Annotated in this window: 16 protein-coding genes; 12 read left to right on the forward strand and 4 right to left on the reverse strand. The window is 62.8% G+C overall.

Going from position 1 to position 18577, the window contains the following annotated elements; genetic code table 11:
- Nucleotides 1-83 precede the first annotated feature (83 nt).
- A complete protein-coding gene (locus tag MB818_RS16580; protein WP_238905777.1) occupies nucleotides 84-932 on the forward strand; it encodes a fumarylacetoacetate hydrolase family protein in 849 nt (282 codons plus the stop codon).
- A 12-nt stretch (nucleotides 933-944) separates the two neighbouring features.
- On the opposite strand, the gene MB818_RS16585 is transcribed toward MB818_RS16580, so the two are convergent.
- Complete coding sequence (locus tag MB818_RS16585; protein WP_238905778.1) at nucleotides 945-1856, reverse strand: LysR substrate-binding domain-containing protein; 912 nt, start codon at nucleotides 1854-1856, stop codon at nucleotides 945-947.
- A 112-nt stretch (nucleotides 1857-1968) separates the two neighbouring features.
- Here MB818_RS16585 and MB818_RS16590 point away from each other — a divergent pair, with 112 nt between their 5' ends.
- From MB818_RS16590 to MB818_RS16630, 9 genes are all read left to right on the forward strand, one after another.
- Entirely contained in the window at nucleotides 1969-3027 is a 1059-nt protein-coding gene (locus MB818_RS16590; protein ID WP_234138023.1) for a dipeptidase, read from the forward strand.
- 50 nt (nucleotides 3028-3077) lie between these two features.
- Entirely contained in the window at nucleotides 3078-4682 is a 1605-nt protein-coding gene (locus MB818_RS16595; RefSeq protein WP_234138025.1) for an ABC transporter substrate-binding protein, read from the forward strand.
- The gene (locus tag MB818_RS16600) at nucleotides 4683-5741 is read left to right on the forward strand and encodes an ABC transporter permease (RefSeq protein ID WP_234138029.1); all 1059 of its coding nucleotides are present in this window, start codon (nucleotides 4683-4685) and stop codon (nucleotides 5739-5741) included.
- Complete coding sequence (nikC, locus tag MB818_RS16605; protein WP_234138033.1) at nucleotides 5738-6652, forward strand: nickel transporter permease; 915 nt, start codon at nucleotides 5738-5740, stop codon at nucleotides 6650-6652. Before MB818_RS16600 ends, nikC begins: the two co-directional genes overlap by 4 nt.
- Entirely contained in the window at nucleotides 6649-7503 is an 855-nt protein-coding gene (locus tag MB818_RS16610; protein ID WP_234138038.1) for an ABC transporter ATP-binding protein, read from the forward strand. The genes nikC and MB818_RS16610 overlap by 4 nt, the downstream gene beginning before the upstream one ends.
- Nucleotides 7500-8264, forward strand: a complete 765-nt coding sequence (locus MB818_RS16615; RefSeq protein ID WP_234145534.1) for an ABC transporter ATP-binding protein — start codon at nucleotides 7500-7502, stop codon at nucleotides 8262-8264. Before MB818_RS16610 ends, MB818_RS16615 begins: the two co-directional genes overlap by 4 nt.
- 350 nt (nucleotides 8265-8614) lie before the next feature.
- Nucleotides 8615-9556: an ABC transporter substrate-binding protein gene (locus tag MB818_RS16620; protein ID WP_234145535.1), complete on the forward strand. Its 942-nt coding sequence runs from the start codon at nucleotides 8615-8617 to the stop codon at nucleotides 9554-9556.
- An 83-nt stretch (nucleotides 9557-9639) separates the two neighbouring features.
- Complete coding sequence (locus MB818_RS16625) at nucleotides 9640-10653, forward strand: quaternary amine ABC transporter ATP-binding protein (RefSeq protein ID WP_234138048.1); 1014 nt, start codon at nucleotides 9640-9642, stop codon at nucleotides 10651-10653.
- Nucleotides 10653-12629 carry an ABC transporter permease gene (locus MB818_RS16630; protein WP_234162897.1) on the forward strand — a complete coding sequence of 659 codons (1977 nt, stop codon included), beginning with the start codon at nucleotides 10653-10655 and terminating at the stop codon, nucleotides 12627-12629. Before MB818_RS16625 ends, MB818_RS16630 begins: the two co-directional genes overlap by 1 nt.
- Nucleotides 12630-12800: 171 nt before the next feature.
- Here MB818_RS16630 and MB818_RS16635 read toward each other — a convergent pair whose 3' ends face one another.
- Nucleotides 12801-14150: a trimethylamine monooxygenase gene (locus MB818_RS16635; protein ID WP_234145537.1), complete on the reverse strand. Its 1350-nt coding sequence runs from the start codon at nucleotides 14148-14150 to the stop codon at nucleotides 12801-12803.
- A gap of 165 nt (nucleotides 14151-14315) precedes the next feature.
- Here MB818_RS16635 and MB818_RS16640 point away from each other — a divergent pair, with 165 nt between their 5' ends.
- Nucleotides 14316-15617 (forward strand): ABC transporter substrate-binding protein, encoded by a 1302-nt coding sequence (locus MB818_RS16640; RefSeq protein WP_234138063.1) that lies wholly within the window; start codon nucleotides 14316-14318, stop codon nucleotides 15615-15617.
- 36 nt (nucleotides 15618-15653) lie between these two features.
- Here the strand turns inward: MB818_RS16640 and MB818_RS16645 are convergent, their stop codons facing one another.
- Both MB818_RS16645 and MB818_RS16650 read right to left on the reverse strand, forming a co-directional pair.
- Nucleotides 15654-16373, reverse strand: a complete 720-nt coding sequence (locus MB818_RS16645) for a FadR/GntR family transcriptional regulator (protein WP_234138067.1) — start codon at nucleotides 16371-16373, stop codon at nucleotides 15654-15656.
- A gap of 133 nt (nucleotides 16374-16506) precedes the next feature.
- Nucleotides 16507-17880, reverse strand: coding sequence for an ammonium transporter (locus MB818_RS16650; protein WP_234177739.1), 1374 nt, complete (start codon nucleotides 17878-17880; stop codon nucleotides 16507-16509).
- Between the two features lie 442 nt (nucleotides 17881-18322).
- Here MB818_RS16650 and MB818_RS16655 point away from each other — a divergent pair.
- Nucleotides 18323-18577: NAD(P)H-dependent oxidoreductase subunit E (locus MB818_RS16655; RefSeq protein ID WP_238905779.1), on the forward strand; the 255-nt coding region annotated here is incomplete at its 3' end.

Genomic DNA, 18577 nt, shown 5'->3' on the forward strand with positions numbered 1-18577 from the left:
CAAAAGTCTTGGCAAAAGTCTGATTTCAGACTTTTGTTCCGCCAGGCCCGCGCGTCGGGTGACACAAGATCGGGAGAGAGTTCATGAAACTGCTGCGCCATGGGGCTCCGGGAGCCGAGAAGCCCGGACTGCTGGATGCCGAGGGCAACATTCGCGACCTGTCGGATCATGTCGACGATATCACCGGCGACGTGCTGGGCGATGCCGCGCTTGAGCAGTTGCGGGCGCTTGATCCGGCCTCGCTGCCGCTCGTATCCGGCACCACCCGGCTGGGCCCCTGTGTCGGCGGCATTGGCAAGTTCCTCTGCATCGGCCTCAATTACCACGATCACGCGGCCGAGATCGGTGCCGATATCCCGGCCCATCCGATCCTGTTCCTCAAGGCCAATTCCGCCATTGTCGGCCCGAATGACGATGTGGTGATCCCGCGCGGCTCGACCAGCACCGATTGGGAGGTCGAACTGGGCGTGGTGATCGGCAAGACCGCGAAATATGTCACCGAGGCCGAGGCGCTGGATCACGTGGCGGGCTATTGCATTGTCAATGATGTCAGCGAACGGCAGTTTCAGACCGCGCTCAGCGGGCAATGGACCAAGGGCAAGTCCTGCGACACCTTCGGCCCCACCGGCCCCTGGCTGGTCACCCGGGACGAGGTGCCCGACCCGCAGGCGCTGGGCCTCTCGCTGGAGGTGAACGGCAAGCGGATGCAGACCGGGACCACCGGCACCATGATCTTTGGCGTGGCGCAGATCATCGCGCATCTGAGCCAGCTGTTCACCCTGCATCCGGGCGACGTGATCTCGACCGGCACGCCGCCCGGTGTCGGCATGGGGATGAAGCCCGCGCCGGTCTACCTCAAACCGGGCGACGTGATGGAGCTGCGCATCGAGGGGCTGGGCCAGCAGCGCCAGACCGTGCGGGCCGACGTCTGAGCCGGGACCGGCTCAGGCCTTGCGTGAAAACGGGTCGGGCGGTGTGTTGAGCCGCAGATGCCGCATGAAGGCGCGGGCGGGCCTTGTCATCGGCCGGGTCTCGGACACAAGGAAATAGCTGCGATACTCCAGGTCCGAGGCAAAGGGCACAAAGGCCAGATCCCCGGCGCGGTAATGGTAGATCGGAAAGGGGTTGATCACGGTCAGCCCCAAACCCTCCCTTGCCAGGTCGGCGGCGGCGAAAGAGGTCGAAACCTCGGCCACGATGCGCGGCGTGGCACGGGCCTGGTGCAGCAGCCGTTCCAGCTGCCCGCGCCGCACGTGGCGGCGGGTCAGCGCGATCATGTCCTGCCCGTGCAGATCGGCCGGCCCGACCCGATCACGCGTTGCCAGCGGGTGATCCGTCGGCATGGCACAGACCGCGCCCGACACCCGATAGGGCATGGTCTTGACGCCCGCGCGGCTCTGCTCGACCCCGCTGATGCCCAGGTCAAAGCGGTCGTCCAGAATGCCGCGTGTCACCTCGTCCGAGGTATTGACCTCGAAACTGACGAAAAACGTCGGGTTCATGTCCAGGAAACTGCTGATCTGCGCTACCAGGAAACGGTGCGCGTAAGAGGGCGGGGCGATCAGGCGCAGCGTCTCGCGCACCGGCTCGGTCTGTCCGTCGATCCGGTCGAGCGCTTCGAACAGCGGGTCGAGGCGCAGGTTCAGCCGCACCGCTTCTTGCGTCGGGCGCAGCCGACCCGCCTCGCGCTCGAACAGAGCGGTTCCCAGCCGGTTCTCCAGGCTGGCGACCGAGCGGCTGACCGCCGATTGCGACAGGCCCAGCTGATGCGCGGCGCCGGTGGTGGTGCCGGTCTGCATCAGCGCACGCAGGGCGAAATACTCGGGCAGCGAGTGCCAGGTCTTGGGCTTGGCCATGGGCGGTCTCAAGTTCAGACTAGTTCTATGAGTACAACTCATACAGTTTTGACTCTGCCATGCAAATTTCTTCTCCTATCATCCGGGCAACCGCCAACGGGGGAGGCTCACCATGCCGGCAACGCATCCGGCGATCATCGACGGGCATAACGATGTCCTGCTCAAGCTCTACCGCGCAGGTGGGCTGGCACAGGCGGGCACGTTCCTGAGCGGCCGCGACGGTGCGCTCGACCTGCCCAAGGCGCGGGCGGGCGGCTTTGGCGGCGGCTTTTTTGCGGTCTACGTGCCCTCGCCGATGGATCGCGAAGCCCGCGATGCCGAGATGACCAATGCCAGCTATGACCTGCCTCTGCCCGAACCGATCGACTGGGAGGACGCGCTGCCGGTAGTGCTGAGCCAGGCCGCGATCCTGTTCGAGCTGGAGCGTCAGGGCGCGTTGAGCGTCTGCCGCAGCGTGGCCGAGATGCGCGCGGCGCTGGCGGCGGGCCGGATCGCCGCCATCTTTCACATCGAAGGGGCCGAGGGGATCGACCCCGACCTGCATATGCTGGACGTGCTGCACGCGGCCGGCTTGCGCTCGCTGGGTCCGGTCTGGAGCCGCAACACGATCTTTGGCCATGGGGTGCCGTTCCGCTTCCCTTCGGGGCCGGATATCGGGCCGGGGCTGACCGATCACGGCATCCGGCTGGTGCGGCGCTGCAATCAGCTGGGCATTCTGATCGACCTGTCGCACATGAATGCGGCAGGGTTCTGGGATGTTGCCCGCCATTCGGACAAACCGCTGGTGGCGACCCATTCCAATGCCCATGCACTCTGTCCCATCTCGCGCAACCTGACCGATGATCAGCTGCGCGCGATTGCCGAAAGCGACGGGATGGTGGGGTTGAATTTCGCAGTGGCCTTTCTGCGCGAAGACGGGCGCAAGCTGAGCGATGTGCCGCTCGAGACCATGCTGCGCCATCTCGATCACATGATGGGTATCCTGGGCGAGGACCGGGTTGGCCTCGGCTCGGATTACGACGGTGCCATCGTGCCCGAGGCGTTGACCACGGTTGCCGATCTGCCGGTGCTGCGCCAGGCCATGGCCGACCATGGCTATGGCGCGGCGCTGATCGACAAGCTCTGCCGGGACAACTGGCTGCGCGTGCTGGAACGCACCTGGGGCGCATGACCACCGCAAGAATTGACCAAGACCAAGACAACAGGAGAGGAAAAGACAAAATGAATGCTTTGAACCGACTTCTATCGACCGCCGTGCTGGGCGCGGCCGTCGTGATGACCGCTCCGGTGCCGATGGCACAGGCCGAGACGCCGCCCAACATGCTGGTGATCGCGAACCGGATCGACGATATCACCACGCTGGATCCGGCCGAGAGCTTTGAATTCGCGGGCTCGGATGTCAGCCGCAATGTCTATATGAAACTGGTCAACTTCGATCCGATGAACCTGAAGGCGGGTTATCAGCCCGAGATCGCCGAAAGCTGGACGGTGAGCGAGGACAAGCGCTCGATCACCTTTACCATCCGCGAGGGGCTGAAATTCCATTCCGGCAACCCGGTGCGCGCCGAGGATGTGGAATTCTCGTTGCAACGGGCGGTGATCCTGAACAAGACGCCGGCATTCATCCTGACCCAGTTCGGCTTTACCGCCGAAAACGTGGCCGAGACTATCAAGGCCGAAGGCAACACGGTCACCATCACCACCGACAAACCCTATGCGACCTCGTTCGTGCTGAACTGTCTGACGGCGACCATCGGCGGCATTGTCGACAAGGAAGTCGTCATGGCGAACGAGCAGGATGGCGACATGGGCAATACCTGGCTCAAGACCAACACCGCCGGGTCGGGCGCCTACAAGCTGGTCAGCTGGAAGCCGAATGAAAGCGTGACGATCCAGTCGAACCCCGATTATTACCGCGGTGCTCCGGCGATGGAGCGCGTGATCGTGCGCCACGTGCAGGAAAGCGCCAGCCAGCGTCTGCTGCTGGAGCGTGGCGATATCGACATCGCCCGCAACCTCAACCCCGAGGATATCGCGGGCGTTCGCGATGCCGAGGGCGTCAAGGTCGAGGAAGAGCTGAAGGGGCGGCTGATGTATGTCTCGCTCAGCCAGAAGCACCCCGAACTCAGCAAGCCGCAGGTGCGGCAGGCCTTCAAGTACCTGATCGATTACGAAGGGATGAAGAACAGCTTCCTCAGCGGTCAGTACACGATCCACCAGAACTTCCTGCCGCAGACCTATCTGGGGGCTTCGGATGCCGCGCCGTTCACCTATGACGTGGAAAAGGCCAAGGCGCTCTTGGCCGAGGCGGGCATTCCCGAAGGCATGGAGATCGAGGTCGGCGTGCGCGAGGCGCAGGAACGCATCGAGATCGCCCAGTCGCTGCAGAACTCGCTGGGGCAGGTGGGGATCAAGATGAACATCACCATCGGTACGGCCAAGCAGATCCTCGGACGCTACCGCGCGCGGGAACTGGATGTCTATCTGGGTGCCTGGGGACCGGACTATCCCGATCCGCACACCAATGCGGGCACCTTTGCCTATAACCCGGACAATTCCGACGCGGCCCAGGCCACCGGTCTCTTGGCATGGCGCAACAGCTGGGACACCGGCGGGCTGACCGAAAAGACCGCCGCAGCGGTCATCGAGAACGATCGCGACATCCGCGCCAAGATGTATGACGAGATCCAGGCCGAGTTCCGCGAAACCTCGCCTTTTGTCGTCATGTTCCAGCAGATCGAGCAATCGGCGCAGCGCGACAACGTGATGAACTTCTCGACCGGGCAGGCCATCACCTCGGCGTCCTACTGGCAAGTCACCAAGTAAATGGCACTGACGGAAAACACTCGCGAGAGGCGCGTTCGCGCGTCTCTCGCCCCTTGGTTGAAGGCGGTCCTGGTGGCATTGGGGTCGGTCTCGATCACCATGCTGGGGCTGCTCTTTGTCACCTTCGTCATTGGTCGGGTCATGCCGATCGACCCGGTGCTGGCGATCGTGGGCGAACGCGCCAGCCAATCCACCTATGACGCGGTCTACGAGCAGCTTGGCCTCGACAAGCCGCTGTTGGTGCAGTTTCTCTATTACCTCTGGGACGTGCTGCATGGCGATTTCGGCATGTCGCTGCTGAACGCGCGCCCGGTTTCCGAGGATATCGCCCGCGTCTTTCCCGCCACGCTGGAACTGGCCACGCTGGGCACGCTGATCGGCGTGCTGCTGGGCGTGCCGCTGGGCGTCATCGCCGCCGTGCGCCGGGGCAGCTGGATCGACCAGATCGCCCGTGTCGTGGCGCTGGTGGGTTATTCGATGCCGATCTTCTGGCTGGGCCTGATGGGTCTGCTGGTGTTTTACGGCGTGCTGGGCTGGGTCGGCGGGCCGGGGCGGCTCGATATCTTTTACCAGGACATCGTGCCCTCGCGTACCGGCATGATCCTGATCGACAGTGCCATCGCCGGCGACTGGGGCGTGTTCCGCAACGCCTTCTCGCATATCATCCTGCCTGCGACCCTGCTGGGCTATTACTCGCTGGCCTATATCAGCCGCATGACGCGATCCTTCATGCTGGAGCAGTTGTCGGCGGAATACATCACCACCGCCCGCGTCAAGGGCATGTCCGAGCGGCAGGTGATCTGGGGTCATGCCTTTCGCAACATCCGCGTGCAGTTGATCACGGTGATCGCGCTGAGCTATGCCAACCTGCTCGAAGGGTCGGTGCTGACCGAGATCATCTTCAGCTGGCCCGGGATCGGCAGCTATATCACCACCGCGCTCCTCAGCGCCGACATGAACGCCGTTCTGGGCGGAACCGTCGTGGTGGGGCTGATCTTCATCTGTCTCAATCTCTTTTCCGACCTGCTCTACCGGGTCTTCGATCCGAGGGCGAAATGAGCGAAACACTCACCTTGCGGCAATGGCTCTTGACCGACGAGCCGACCTCGCGCCGTCATGCGCGGCTGGCCAGCCTTTACAAGGGCTGGCTGACCCTGCGCGGTAATACCATGGCGATGTTCGGGCTGGGCATTCTGGTGGCGCTGGTGCTTATGGCGCTGTTTGCGCCCTTTCTGGCACCGCATGATCCCTATGTGCAGAACCTGGGCAACCGGTTGCAGCCGCTGGGCAGCCCCGGCCACCCTTTCGGCACCGACAGCCTGGGCCGCGATATCCTGAGCCGCTTGATCTATGGCAGCCGCATCACCCTTTATATCGTGGCGCTGGTCGCCTTGATCGCGCCTGTGGCGGGGCTGTTGGTGGGCACCGTGGCGGGCTATGTCGGCGGCTGGGTCGATGTGATCCTGATGCGGGTCACCGACATCTTTCTGGCCTTTCCCCGGCTGGTTCTGGCGCTGGCCTTTGTGGCGGCGCTGGGCGCGGGGATCGAAAACGCGGTGCTGGCGATCTCGCTCACCGCCTGGCCGCCCTATGCGCGCATGGCGCGGGCCGAGACGCTGACCATCCGCGCCTCGGACTATATCAGCGCGGTGCGCCTGCAGGGGGCCAGCCCGGTGCGGATCATCACCAAGCATATCTGGCCGCTTTGCATCTCGTCGCTGATCGTGCGGGTGACGCTGGACATGGCGGGGATCATCCTTGCCGCCGCCGGTCTGGGCTTTCTCGGTCTGGGCGCGCAGCCACCCAGCCCGGAATGGGGCGCGATGATCTCCGAGGGGCGCCGCTTCATCCTCGATCACTGGTGGGTGGCCACCATGCCGGGGCTGGCGATCTTTACCGTCAGCCTTGCCTTCAACCTGCTGGGCGACGGGTTGCGCGATGTGCTCGACCCCAAGGAGGGCAGTCAATGAGCCTCTTGGACGTGGAAAACCTGTGGGTCAAGTTCCCCACCCGTCAGGGCGTGGTCGAGGCGGTGCGCGGCATATCCTTCTCGCTGGGACGCGAGCGGCTGGGCATTGTGGGCGAAAGCGGTTCGGGCAAGTCGATGACCGGCCGCGCCATCCTGCGCCTGATCCGCCCGCCGGGGATGATCGAGGCCGACCGGATCGCGCTGGAGGGGCAGAACCTGCTGGATCTCAGCGAAAAGGACATGCGCGCGGTGCGGGGCGAGCGCATCTCGATGGTGATGCAGGACCCCAAATTCTCGCTGAACCCGGTGATGCGCGTGGGCGACCAGATCATGGAGGCCTATCTGCTGCATAACAAGGTGGGCAAGGCCGAGGCGCGCAAACGCTCGCTGGAGATGCTTGACGCGGTGTCGATCCGCGACCCTGAACGGGTGATGCGGGCCTATCCGCACGAGGTTTCGGGCGGCATGGGGCAGCGGATCATGATCGCGATGATGCTGATCCCCAACCCGCAGATCCTGATCGCGGACGAGCCGACCTCGGCGCTGGACGTGTCGGTGCAGCGGCAGGTGCTGAACATCATGGACGATCTGGTGAAACAGCGCGGCATGGGGCTGATCTTCATCAGTCACGACCTCAATCTGGTGTCCGAATTCTGCGACCGGGTGCTGATCATGTATGCGGGCCGCATCGTCGAGGTTTGCGACGCCGACAAGCTGCATCAGGCGACGCATCCCTATACGCGGGGCCTGTTGAACTCGCTGCCGCGGCTGGACCAGCCGCGCGCCAAGCTGGAGGTGCTGAGCCGCGATCCCGCCTGGTCCGAGGCGCCAAGCGTCGGAGGCCGGGCATGAGCATGATCGAGATCGAGGGGCTGAACGTCTGGTTCGGCCATGGCCCCGACCGGGTCGACGCGGTGCGCGGCGCCAGTTTCTCGGTGGCGCGCGGCGAGAGCTTTGGCCTGGTGGGGGAAAGTGGCTCGGGCAAGTCCACCATCCTGCGGGCGATCACCGGGCTGGCGCCCGACTGGTCGGGCCGGGTCGATATCGACGGTCAGGCACTGGCGGGCGGCAAGCGTGACCGTGCCTTCTTCCGCAAGGTGCAGATGGTGTTTCAGGACCCCTATGCCTCGCTGCATCCGCGCCATTCGGTGGATCAGGTCCTGTCGGAAACCCTGCATCTGCACGGCATCCCCGATATCGACGCCCGCGTGCGGCGTCTGTTGGACGATGTCGGGCTGGGCGGGCGGTTCCGCTTTCGCTATCCGCACCAGCTCTCGGGCGGTCAGCGGCAGCGGGTGGCGATTGCCCGCGCGTTGGCGGGCGAGCCCGAGATCCTGCTCTTGGACGAGCCGACTTCGGCGCTGGATGTCTCGGTTCAGGCCGAGATCCTCAATCTGCTCACCGATCTGCGCGAGGAACACAAGCTGACCTATCTGATGGTCAGTCACGATCTGGCGGTGATCGGTCACATGTGTGACCGGCTGGCGGTGATGAAGGATGGCGAGATCGTCGAGGTGATGGGGGTCGAGGCCCTGCGCGCGATGCGGGCCGAGCATGCCTATACCCGAGACCTGCTGGCGGCCTCGGTCGCGCCGGGCGCGCAACCGGTTTGACCGGTCAGGACACGAAAAGAACGCGTCAGGTCTGGCTTGAACCCTTCGTATCCGTGTCTTGATAAATGATGATATTTCAACGGTAAGGCCGATCACCTTCATGCTCTTTCTGAACATTGCGGCGCGATGCCTTCATCGCGCCGCGATCCGTTTGGAGACTGCCCAACCCGTGGTTCACTGCCCAAAAAACGGGCATCGGATTCAGTCCTAAAAAATGTAACATTCTACTGCAGTGAAAAATATTTGACAGAAAGTAAAGTTTTCGGAACACTCATGGCAGGCCCGGAAGCGCGCGATTGTTTCGAGAAGTCGTTGCAAATGATACCGGCCCAACAGGGAGAATGATGAAAATGAAGAAAATTACGACTGCGCTCGCCACCGGCGTTGTGGCGCTCTCTCCGCTGGCTGCGATGGCCGACAGCAGCGACCCGATCGTGATTCCGATCCATAACTGGTCCTCTCAGATCGTTATGTCGAACGTTGTGGGCCAGATCTTCGAAGAGATGGGCAACTCGGTCGAATATGTCACCACCGACAGCCAGGCGGTCTATGAATCGGTGCGCCTGGGCGATGTGACGCTGGAGTTGGAAGTGTGGGAAGGGGCCTTTGGTGCCTCGTTCCGCGCCGCGCTGGAAAAGGGCGGCATCGTCGATGTCGGCGATCATGACGCCGTCACCCGCGAGGATTGGTGGTATCCGATGTGGACCAAGGACGCTTGCCCGGGTCTGCCAGACTGGAAGGCGCTGAATGACTGCGCCGCCGTGTTCGCCACCGCCGAGACCGGCGACAAGGGCCGCTATCTGGACGGTCCGGTCGACTGGCTCAAGCATGGCAAGGAGCGGGTCGAGGCATTGGGCATGAACTTCGAGGTGATCAACGCCGGTTCGGCTGCGGCACTCTGGGCCGAGATCGGCGCGGCCGAGGCCGACAAGCGCCCGGTGGTGGTGTTCAACTGGACCCCGAACTTTGCCGAAGCGGTCTGGCCGGGCGAGTTCGTGGAGTTCCCCGAATGGGTCGATGGCTGCGACAAGGACCCCGCGGTCGGCCCCAACCCCGATGCGCTTTATGACTGCGGCAACCCCGCCACCGGCTATCTGAAGAAAGCCGCGTGGGAGGGGATGGAGGCCAAATGGCCCGATGCCTATGCGGTGCTGACCCGTATCTCCTTCACCAATCCGCAGATCGCCGAGATGGCCAAGCTGGTCGATGTCGACGAGATGGAGCCCGACGAGGCCGCCGAGGCCTGGCTGGAAGCCAACGAGGATATCTGGCGCCCCTGGCTGGATGGCTGAGCCGTTCACCTGAGAACGACAGACCATCGCGCTTGTCCGGCACACGCGGTCGGACAAGCCATTTCTCTTGAAAGGTGAGGATCATGGGCAGTCCTGTCATCTCGGCAAGGAATGTGTGGAAGATATTTGGCAAGGATCCGGTCGGTTACCTGAAAACGCTGCAACCGGGCCGGTCGTTCGAAGATATCCGCGCCGACGGCTATATCGCCGGGGTGCGGGATGTCTCGCTGGATGTGGGGCGGGGCGAGATGCTGGTGATCATGGGCCTTTCGGGCTCGGGCAAGTCGACGCTGGTGCGCTGTTTCTCGCGCCTGCACGAGATCACTGGCGGCAGTATCGAGGTCGATGGGCAGATCATCGGGGATCTGAGCGAAAAGGATCTGATCGAGCTGCGCCGCAACAAGATGGGCATGGTTTTCCAGTCCTTTGGCCTGCTGCCGCATCGCACGGTGCTGGACAATGTAGCCTTTCCGCTGGAAATGCGCGGGCAGGACCGGCACACCCGGCGCAAACGCGCGCTGGAGGTGATCGAACTGGTCGGCCTTGCCGGGCGCGAGGATTATTTCCCGCGCGAGCTGAGCGGCGGTCAGCAGCAGCGCGTCGGCATTGCCCGCAGCCTGGCGATCGAACCCGATATCTGGTTCCTGGACGAGCCGTTTTCGGCGCTGGACCCGCTGATCCGGCGCGAGATGCAGGACGAGTTCCTGCGGCTTCAGGCGATGCTGGGCAAGACCATCGTCTTCATCACCCATGATTTCGACGAGGCGCTGCGCCTGGCCGACCGGATCGCCATCATGAAAGACGGCGCGGTCGAACAATGCGATACGCCCGACCAGATCGTGATGAACCCGACCACCGACTATGTCGCCAAGTTCACCGAAGAGATCGACAAGGCCCGCGTGGTGCATGCCGGTGTTCTGGCGCGCGCGGGCGTGGCGGGCGAGGGCCAGCCGGTCGAGGCCGGGGCCACGGTACAGCAGCTGGCCCGCCTGTTGGTCAATGACAGCCGCGACCTGATCCCGGTTGCCGACAAGGGGCAGGTGATCGGTGCGCTCGACCGTCAGGGCGCGCTCGACATCCTGCTGAAGGCAAGCTGATGACGGCGACAACCACAGAAGCCGCCACAACCGCCCCGGCGCTGCCGCGCAAGACGCTGGGTCTGGCCATGATCGGTCTGGCGGTGATGATGACGCTGCTGCACTATGCCGGGCTGTTGCCCGCATGGCTGCACCGGCTGCCCGAGGCGATCATTCCGCCCTTTGCAACCTGGCTCGACGCGATTTTCAACTTCGTCAAGGACGATCTGGGCCTGCTGGCGCTGACCCGTCTGCTGACCGACGGGCTTGAGGTGGTGCTGGACGCCACTGCCAACCTGCTGTTCGGCAAGCGGCGCTGGCCCAATATCGGCCCCATCCCCTGGAGCGCGATTGCCGCCATGGCGGCGGTGGTGGGCTATTACCTGGGCGGCTGGCGCATGGCGCTGCTGGCGGGGGGCACCTTTGTCTGGACCGCGATGATCGGGCAATGGGACATCGCGATGCAGACCATGTCGGTGCTGGTCGTTGCCGCACCGCTGGCCTTTGTCATCGGGCTGGTGCTGGGCATCACGGCCTGGAAATCCCCCAGCTTTGACGCGGTGCTGCGCCCGGTGCTGGCGGTGTTGCAGACGCTGCCGTTCTTCACCTACCTCTTGCCGGCGGTGATCTTCTTCAAGGTGGGGCCAACGGCCGGGGCGGTGGCGACCACCGTCTATGCCATCCCCCCGATGATCCTGATGACCACGCTGGGTCTGCAAAAGGTCAGCCCCGAAGTGGTCGAGGCCGGCAAGATGAGCGGCTGCACCCGCTGGCAGATGCTGCGCCATGTCTATATCCCCGCCGCCCGGACCGAGATCCTGGTGGGCGTCAACCAGGTCATCATGCTGTGTCTGGCGATGGTGGTCCTGACCGCCTTTATCGGCATGCCGGGGCTGGGGGCCAAGCTGCTGGCGATGATGGGCAGTTTCAAGATCGGCCGCTCGTTCGAGATCGGGGTGACCATCGTGCTGCTGGCGGTGACGCTGGACCGCATGTCCAAGGCCTGGGTGGTCAAGCTGCCCGAGCATTTCGAGCGCGGAACGCCCTTCTGGATCCGGCACAAGTTCCTGCTGATGGCTATCGGCGCCTTTGTCGGCTTTACCCTGATCGCCCAGTTCGTGCCGATCCTGTCCGAGGTCGGACGCAAGCAATCCTGGTCGCAGGGCAAGGAAATCGACACGCTGATCAAGAACTTTCTGGCCATTGACCTGGTGCAGTCGATCACCAATTCGATCCGCTATGTGCTGAATATCTGGGTGCTGAACCCGCTGCGCGATTTCATGCTGAGCATTCCGACCGTAGCCTTTGTTCTGCTCGTCTCGGCGGCCGCACTGCTGGTGGCGGGACGGCGCGAGGCGGTGCTGGCGGCGGTATTCTTTGGCCTCGTCGCGCTGACCGGCTGGTGGGACCGCTCGGTGATCACGCTCTATTCGGTGCTGGCGGCCGTCAGTATCGCGCTGCTGTTGGGCGTGCCCATCGGCATCCTCGCCGCACGCAAGGAAAAGACGGCCAATGCGGTGCTGCTGGCCTGTGATACGGCGCAGACCTTTCCCAGCTTCATCTACCTGATCCCGGCGATCATGCTGTTCGGCATCACCGCGACCTCGGTCGTGATGTCGATCCTGATCTTTTCCATGGTGCCCTTGGTGCGCTACACGATCGAGGGGCTGCGCAACGTGCCCGACGAGATGACCGAGGCCGCCGACATGTCGGGCGCCACCCGGATGCAGAAACTGTGGAATGTGCAGCTGCCGCTGGCGCTGCCGACCATGGCGGTGGGGTTCAACCAGGCGATCATGTTCGCGTTCTTCATGGTGATCATCGCCGCCTTCATCGGGACTCAGGACCTGGGGCAGGAGTTGCAGCGGACACTGGCAGGAACCGATCTGGGCAAGAACTTTGTTCTGGGCATCTGCGTGACGCTGATGGCGCTGACCTTTGACATGGTCATCATGAAATGGGCCGATGACAAGAAGGCGCGGCTGGGTCTGAACTGACCGGGCCGTTGCCCTGAATGGGGTCCCGCGGCAAGACGGGGAGAACAGAATCGAACCTGCCGCGGGAGTTTCGCCGGTACGGATGGGCCGAACGGGCGAGCGTGGCGACCTCTGTGGGCAAACAGAGGTGCCGGAATGCCCGGGGCGGTTTTCGAGCCCGCCCCGAACATGTCAGTTGCGCAGATACGCCTCCATGCTGTCGTCCAGCGCGTCCTTCCACGGGGTGTGATGGACCGGGGCCAGCGTGCCGGTGATCACCGAGGTATAGCTGTTGTTGCGGAAGGCCATGATGTCTTCGGCCTTGTGCTTCTTCCACTGGAAGAAGGCCTCGCAAGCGCCGTCGATGTCAAAGCTGGGATAGTCGGTTTCAGCCACCAGTTCCTTGACGTAATCGGCCTGATAGCGGATCGCGTATTTGACGTCGTCATCGGCCTCTTCGCGGGTCTCCCGCTCTTTCACATCCGCCAGCATCTGTTCCTTGGTGACATTGGACAGGTCGATCTTGCCCATGATCGCGTCGCGCACCCACCAGGCCTGGGCGTCGAACATGTTGAAGGTGAACCACTGGTCCTGCATGCCCAGATAGAACATCTTGGGGTTATGGACATAAGCCACACCCTTGTAGAGATCGGCGGTGGCCAGGCGGTTGGCGGTCTTCAGGCGCAGATCGTCGGGCAGGAAGTTGAAGAAATGCTTGTAGCCGGTGCACAGGATGATCGCGTCCACCTCGCGCGAGGTGCCATCCGAGAAGAACACGGTGTTCTTGTCGACCTTGACCAGCGCGGGCTTTTCTTCCCAGTTGTCGGGCCATTTGAAGCCCATGGGCGCCGAGCGATAGCATGAGGTGATCGACTTGGCGCCGTATTTCCAGCATTGCGAGCCGATATCCTCGGCCGAGTAGGAGGAGCCGACGACCAAGATGTCCTTGCCCGCGAATTCGCGCGCGTCGCGGAAGTCGTGGGCATGCACCAGCCGGCCGTTGAAGGTCTCGAAACCTTCGTAATGGGGCACGTTCGGGGTCGAGAAATGGCCCGAGGCACAGATCACATGATCGAATTCCTCGGAATAGACATGGTCCTTGGTGTGGTCATGCACGGTGACCTTGAACTGGCCGGTCTCGTCATTGTAGTCGATCCAGCGCACGGCGGTGTTGAAGCGGATCCAGTCGCGCACATTGGCCTTCAGAACCCGGCCCTCGATATAGTCGAACAACACGGCGCGCGGCGGGTAGGAGGCGATCTGCTTGCCGAAATGCTCTTCGAACGAATAGTCGGCGAATTCCAGACCTTCCTTGGGGCCGTTCGACCACAGGTAACGATACATCGAGCAATGGACCGGCTCGCCATTTTCATCCAGCCCGGTGCGCCAGGTGTAGTTCCACAGCCCGCCCCAGTTGTCCTGTTTCTCGAAACAGACGATCTCGGGGATCTCCTCGCCCTTGGCGGCGGCGGATTGAAAGGCGCGCAATTGCGCCAGGCCGGACGGTCCCGCGCCGATGATCGCCACTCGTTTGCTGGTCATGTCGGTCTCCCTGCTTGGTTGGATCAATTGGTTCTTTTTGGTCTGAACCAGATGTTGCTTTTCGCGGACCAGTCTGTCAACGATTTTTCACCGCAGGGATAAAATTTCCCCTCTGATAAAGGCGAACTCCTTTTGACATTGCGCGGCGGAGTGGTAGAAATTGGTATGCTATCCTCCAGTTTCGCACATCGCATGGCGGTCACGTCTCTCTTCCCGCAGGACCGGGTGGGGATGAGCGAGCCGATCAAGATCGGGTTTCTGGCGCCCCTGACCGGGCCGGTCAGCTCATGGGGCCTGCCGGGCCTGCATGGCTGCCGTTTGTGGGAGGATTGGCTGAACCGGGCGGGCGGCATCCTGGTGGGCGGGCGCCGCTATCCGGTCAGCATCGTGCCTTTCGACTGCGGCTATGACCCCGAGCGCGCGATGGAGGGCGCGCGCCATCTGGTTCATACCGAACAGGTGAAGCTGCTGATGATGCTGGGGGGCGATACCTTTACACCGCTGCGCGGCTTTCTGACCGAAAACAAGGTGCTGACCTCGACCCTGTTGCCCAGCGACCTGTCGCCCGATACCCGCTATCTGATCGCGCCGTCCGAGGTGCACCCGATCTATAACGTGACCGGCGTCGACTGGCTGGCGCGCAACCGGCCCGAGCTGCGCCGGGTCGCCATGTGCAGCCAGAAAGACGCACTGGGCCTGCCCTCGATCGCCACCTATCGCGCCGCCTTCGAGGCCGCCGGTGTACCGGTGGTGAAAGAGGTCGAATACGACCCCGAAATGACCGATGTCGCCGCCATCGTGCAGCCGATGCTGGATGCGCAGCCCGATCTGCTGTGCTGGTGCACCAGTTACACGCCGATGGTGCATGCGATGACGGAATATGCCCATGCCAAGGGGTTTTCCGGGCAAATCCTGTCCTGCACGCTGGACAATTACCAGCGTCTGGTGGCACGGACCTCGACCGAATTCATGGAAGGCGCGTTGTTCCAGTTTCCCGATTTCGACGACCCGAAACTGGCGCGCAAGGCGTTCTTCTTCAACCGGCCCAGCACCTTTTTCAAGGAGTACAACGCCCGCTATCCCGGAAACTGGAGCGCGGTGAGCTGGGAATATGTCGCCATCCTCGATATCTGGCACGCCGCGGTCGAAAAGGTGGCATCGGTCCACCCGGTCTCGGTGCTGGCCACGATGAAACAGATGGACCCCGTCACCCATGCCTTTGGCCCGGCGCGCTGGTGGGGCGAGAGCATCTTTGGCATCGACCACGCGCTGGTGGGCGACTGGCCGGTGGTCCGCATTCAGGAGGGCCGCGCGCGCATCGTCGAATTCGGCTCGATCCCGGCCTGGCTCGACAAGCACGAGGACATGTTGCGCCGCCATATGCAGGCGGCGGGCCAGATGTGGCAGCAAAGGCTGGAAACCGGCGAGGCGCAGACCGGCCTGACCACCCGCGATCTGGTGGACTAGGCTCAGGGTCCTGAGCCTAAGGCGCCCGCGGCGCGCTCAGCCCTCGTGCAGGAACAGTTTCTGTTCTTCGACCAGATGCAGCTTGGTGATTTCGACCGCCGCCTCGACATCGCGGGTGGCGATGGCGTTGAACAACGAGTTGAAGCGGGTCTGATAGTTCTGGATGCGGTCCGGCGTCAGATGCTTGCGCATCAGCGCGGTGCGAAAGCTTTGGCGGCAAACCTCGATGGTCAGCTCATAGCAGGATTCCAGAAGCGGATTGCGGGTCGAGCGCGCGATCCGGCGATAGAAATCCTCTTCGCAGCGGGTGAATTCGGCCTGATCGGCGCGCACGGATTCGATGCGGGCGACGGTCTGCGCCAATTCGTCCAGCTCCTTGGGTGTCATGTTCATTACCGCCAGCCGGATCATCTCGGGCTCGATGATCGAGCGCACGATCAGATGGTCCAGCGGGCTGGTGCGTTCGCCGACCGAGCCGGGGGCAGGGGTGTCCTTGCTGTCCAGCTGATAGGTCACGAAACTGCCGCTGCCCTGGCGGCGGCGGATCATGTCGCGGTTTTCCAGCACATCCAGCGCCTCGCGCACCGTATTGCGCGACACGCCCAGTTCGGCGGCCAGCGCCCGTTCGCTGGGCAGGCGCGAATCCGGCGGATACTCGCCTGAACTGATGCGCGCGAACAGCGTATCCGCCACGATGCGGACGGTTTCGCCGATGGATTGGCCGATCGGCATCTCTGCCTTGAGTGTCTGGTTCATATGGCCCTCGTTGCGGCGCGCGTGCTGCTCTTTGCCTGCCCCATGTTAGGGCATTCGCCCGGCCAACCACAAGCGCGGCGGCGCAAAGCAAAAGGCCCCGGCAACCGCCGGGGCCTTGATGGCGCGTCAAAGATCAGGCGCGCGGGATGCTGTCGGCATGGGTATGCACATCCGGCTCCAGGTCCCAGATCTTCTTGTCCAGCCCGTCGATCTGGTCATGCTCGTCCACCCGCAGGCCAACGGTCTTGTCCAGGATCACCGACAGGATCAGCGCGGTGACAACCCCGGCGCCGATGCAGACCGCGATCCCCACCAGCTGCATCCCCAGCGAGATCTGGCCATGTTGAAAGGCATAGGCGCCCTCTTCAAAGCCCAGGTAACCACCGCGCGGCGTACCCGCCTTGAACACGCCCAGCACGATCATGCCAAAGGTGCCGCAGCCCAGGAACAGCGGGAACAGCTTGTGCTCGTCAATGCCGCGCTTGAGCGTGAATTCGTAGACGGCATAGGCGATGAAAGGCGCGGCCAGACCGATCAGGAAGGCTTGCCAGGGCAGGTAGACGTCAAAGCCCGATGCGCCCGCCACGTAACCGGCAAGCGGCCCAAGCAGCGTATAGGCATAATTGCCCGAACGATAGGCCAGGATCAGCCCGGTCACCGCGCCGCCGGCCCAGACCAGCGCATAGTTGTTCAGCGCGATACCGACGCTGGTATCGGCCATGGTCACACTTACGGCCAGCGCCTCGGGGTCAAAGAAGAACAGGCAGGACATGATCACCATCGGCAGGCCGGCAAAGATCAGCAGCAGACCCGGAGCGCACAGCCCGATGCTGGGCGCCAGATAGGCCGAGACGCGGGCATGCGGCTCCATCATGCCGGGGCGCGCGCCCAGCTTCGGGGTAAAGACCAGCGCCATGCCGGCCGGGAACAGATAGACGAAACCGACGCCAAAGAAGTCGTGGAACCCCGCATTGGTCAGCGGCCCGACCGACCCCCAGGTGGCCCAGCTCAGCACCGAGGACACCACCGCGGCAACCACGCAGGTGATGTAATAGGCCGAGGCCTTCATCCGTTCCGAGACCGAGAAATGCAGCAGGATGTTGATGATCCCGGCAAAGACCGCGAGGAAGAAGACGAAGATCTGGAACGTGTTCAGCCCCGGAAACAGCGCCGGGTCCACGTGATGGGCCAGCGAGTTGGTCATGCCGCCACCCAGCCACCAGTCCTTGATCGAATCCGTCATGGTGGCATCGACCATGATGTAATACTGCGCCGCCCAGATGCCGAAGCCGATCACGTAATAGGTGGCAAAGCCCAGGAAGAATCCCAGCGTCTTCTCGATGGTCGAATTGAACAGGTTCTTGCGCCGGGCGGTGCCCGCGTCGATCAGCAGCAGACCGACCACGACCAGAATGGCCCCGACCGTGCCCGAGGCATAGAGCAGGTTCTGCACCAGTGAATTCAGGGTGACCTGTTCTGCATGTATTGCGCTTATGTCCAGTGACATCTTGTTTTCCCTCTTGGTTCTCAGTTGGCTCCGGCCTTGCTTTGCCGGGTGTGGCTGGCGTTTCAGGGGACCAATCGGGCGACCAGTGCCAGCGTCTTGTGGGCCAATTCAGACCAGAACTGCGATCTGAGCGGCGGTGTGGCGATGATGGATCAAAATTGGCACTTTTCAAACATCTTTTTTACCCAAGGGAAAGATTTTTGCCCCTTTGTATCTTGTTGGGATTGATGAGTTGCCTGCGAAGAAACCAAAAAGAACCAATTCTGCGAAAAAACAGACGGTTCTGGTTCTGAGTTGGGCGCGAACCCTTGCCACAGCGCTGTCAGAGCGGGTGAACCGATGCAGAAAAGGGCCAATTTCATATTGACTGTCAGGAAAATAAATTGAGTATAGAGAATATTGCATGCGGTGGTATGTCGTGTGCCGCAGGAGGTTTTGACAGATGTCGCTGGATGATGCGGGCGTATGGAAGAGTGGTCGTGGTCGAGGGCGTCGATTGCCGAAGGGTCGTGTTTATAGCGATGAGGGTTTGGCGGCTGTACGGGCTTTGCTGGGGGATCGTCCGCGGCGGCGGGATTTGCTGATCGAGTTTCTGCACCTGATCCAGGACGCTTATGGTTATCTGTCGGCGGATCATCTTGCGGCTTTGGCGTTCGAGATGAAGCTGGGGCAGGCGGAGGTTTACGAGACCGCAACC

Source organism: Ruegeria alba, from assembly GCF_022321465.1.
Lineage (GTDB): Bacteria > Pseudomonadota > Alphaproteobacteria > Rhodobacterales > Rhodobacteraceae > Ruegeria_B > Ruegeria_B alba.

Excerpts from the sequence above, each read along its gene's own strand:
- MB818_RS16580 (WP_238905777.1), top strand. The coding sequence starts at position 84 with ATGAAACTGCTGCGCCATGGGGCTCCGGGAGCCGAGAAGCCCGGACTG.
- MB818_RS16585 (WP_238905778.1), bottom strand. The coding sequence starts at position 1,856 with ATGGCCAAGCCCAAGACCTGGCACTCGCTGCCCGAGTATTTCGCCCTG.
- MB818_RS16590 (WP_234138023.1), top strand. The coding sequence starts at position 1,969 with ATGCCGGCAACGCATCCGGCGATCATCGACGGGCATAACGATGTCCTG.
- MB818_RS16595 (WP_234138025.1), top strand. The coding sequence starts at position 3,078 with ATGAATGCTTTGAACCGACTTCTATCGACCGCCGTGCTGGGCGCGGCC.
- MB818_RS16600 (WP_234138029.1), top strand. The coding sequence starts at position 4,683 with ATGGCACTGACGGAAAACACTCGCGAGAGGCGCGTTCGCGCGTCTCTC.
- nikC (WP_234138033.1), top strand. The coding sequence starts at position 5,738 with ATGAGCGAAACACTCACCTTGCGGCAATGGCTCTTGACCGACGAGCCG.
- MB818_RS16610 (WP_234138038.1), top strand. The coding sequence starts at position 6,649 with ATGAGCCTCTTGGACGTGGAAAACCTGTGGGTCAAGTTCCCCACCCGT.
- MB818_RS16615 (WP_234145534.1), top strand. The coding sequence starts at position 7,500 with ATGAGCATGATCGAGATCGAGGGGCTGAACGTCTGGTTCGGCCATGGC.
- MB818_RS16620 (WP_234145535.1), top strand. The coding sequence starts at position 8,615 with ATGAAGAAAATTACGACTGCGCTCGCCACCGGCGTTGTGGCGCTCTCT.
- MB818_RS16625 (WP_234138048.1), top strand. The coding sequence starts at position 9,640 with ATGGGCAGTCCTGTCATCTCGGCAAGGAATGTGTGGAAGATATTTGGC.
- MB818_RS16630 (WP_234162897.1), top strand. The coding sequence starts at position 10,653 with ATGACGGCGACAACCACAGAAGCCGCCACAACCGCCCCGGCGCTGCCG.
- MB818_RS16635 (WP_234145537.1), bottom strand. The coding sequence starts at position 14,150 with ATGACCAGCAAACGAGTGGCGATCATCGGCGCGGGACCGTCCGGCCTG.
- MB818_RS16640 (WP_234138063.1), top strand. The coding sequence starts at position 14,316 with ATGCTATCCTCCAGTTTCGCACATCGCATGGCGGTCACGTCTCTCTTC.
- MB818_RS16645 (WP_234138067.1), bottom strand. The coding sequence starts at position 16,373 with ATGAACCAGACACTCAAGGCAGAGATGCCGATCGGCCAATCCATCGGC.
- MB818_RS16650 (WP_234177739.1), bottom strand. The coding sequence starts at position 17,880 with ATGTCACTGGACATAAGCGCAATACATGCAGAACAGGTCACCCTGAAT.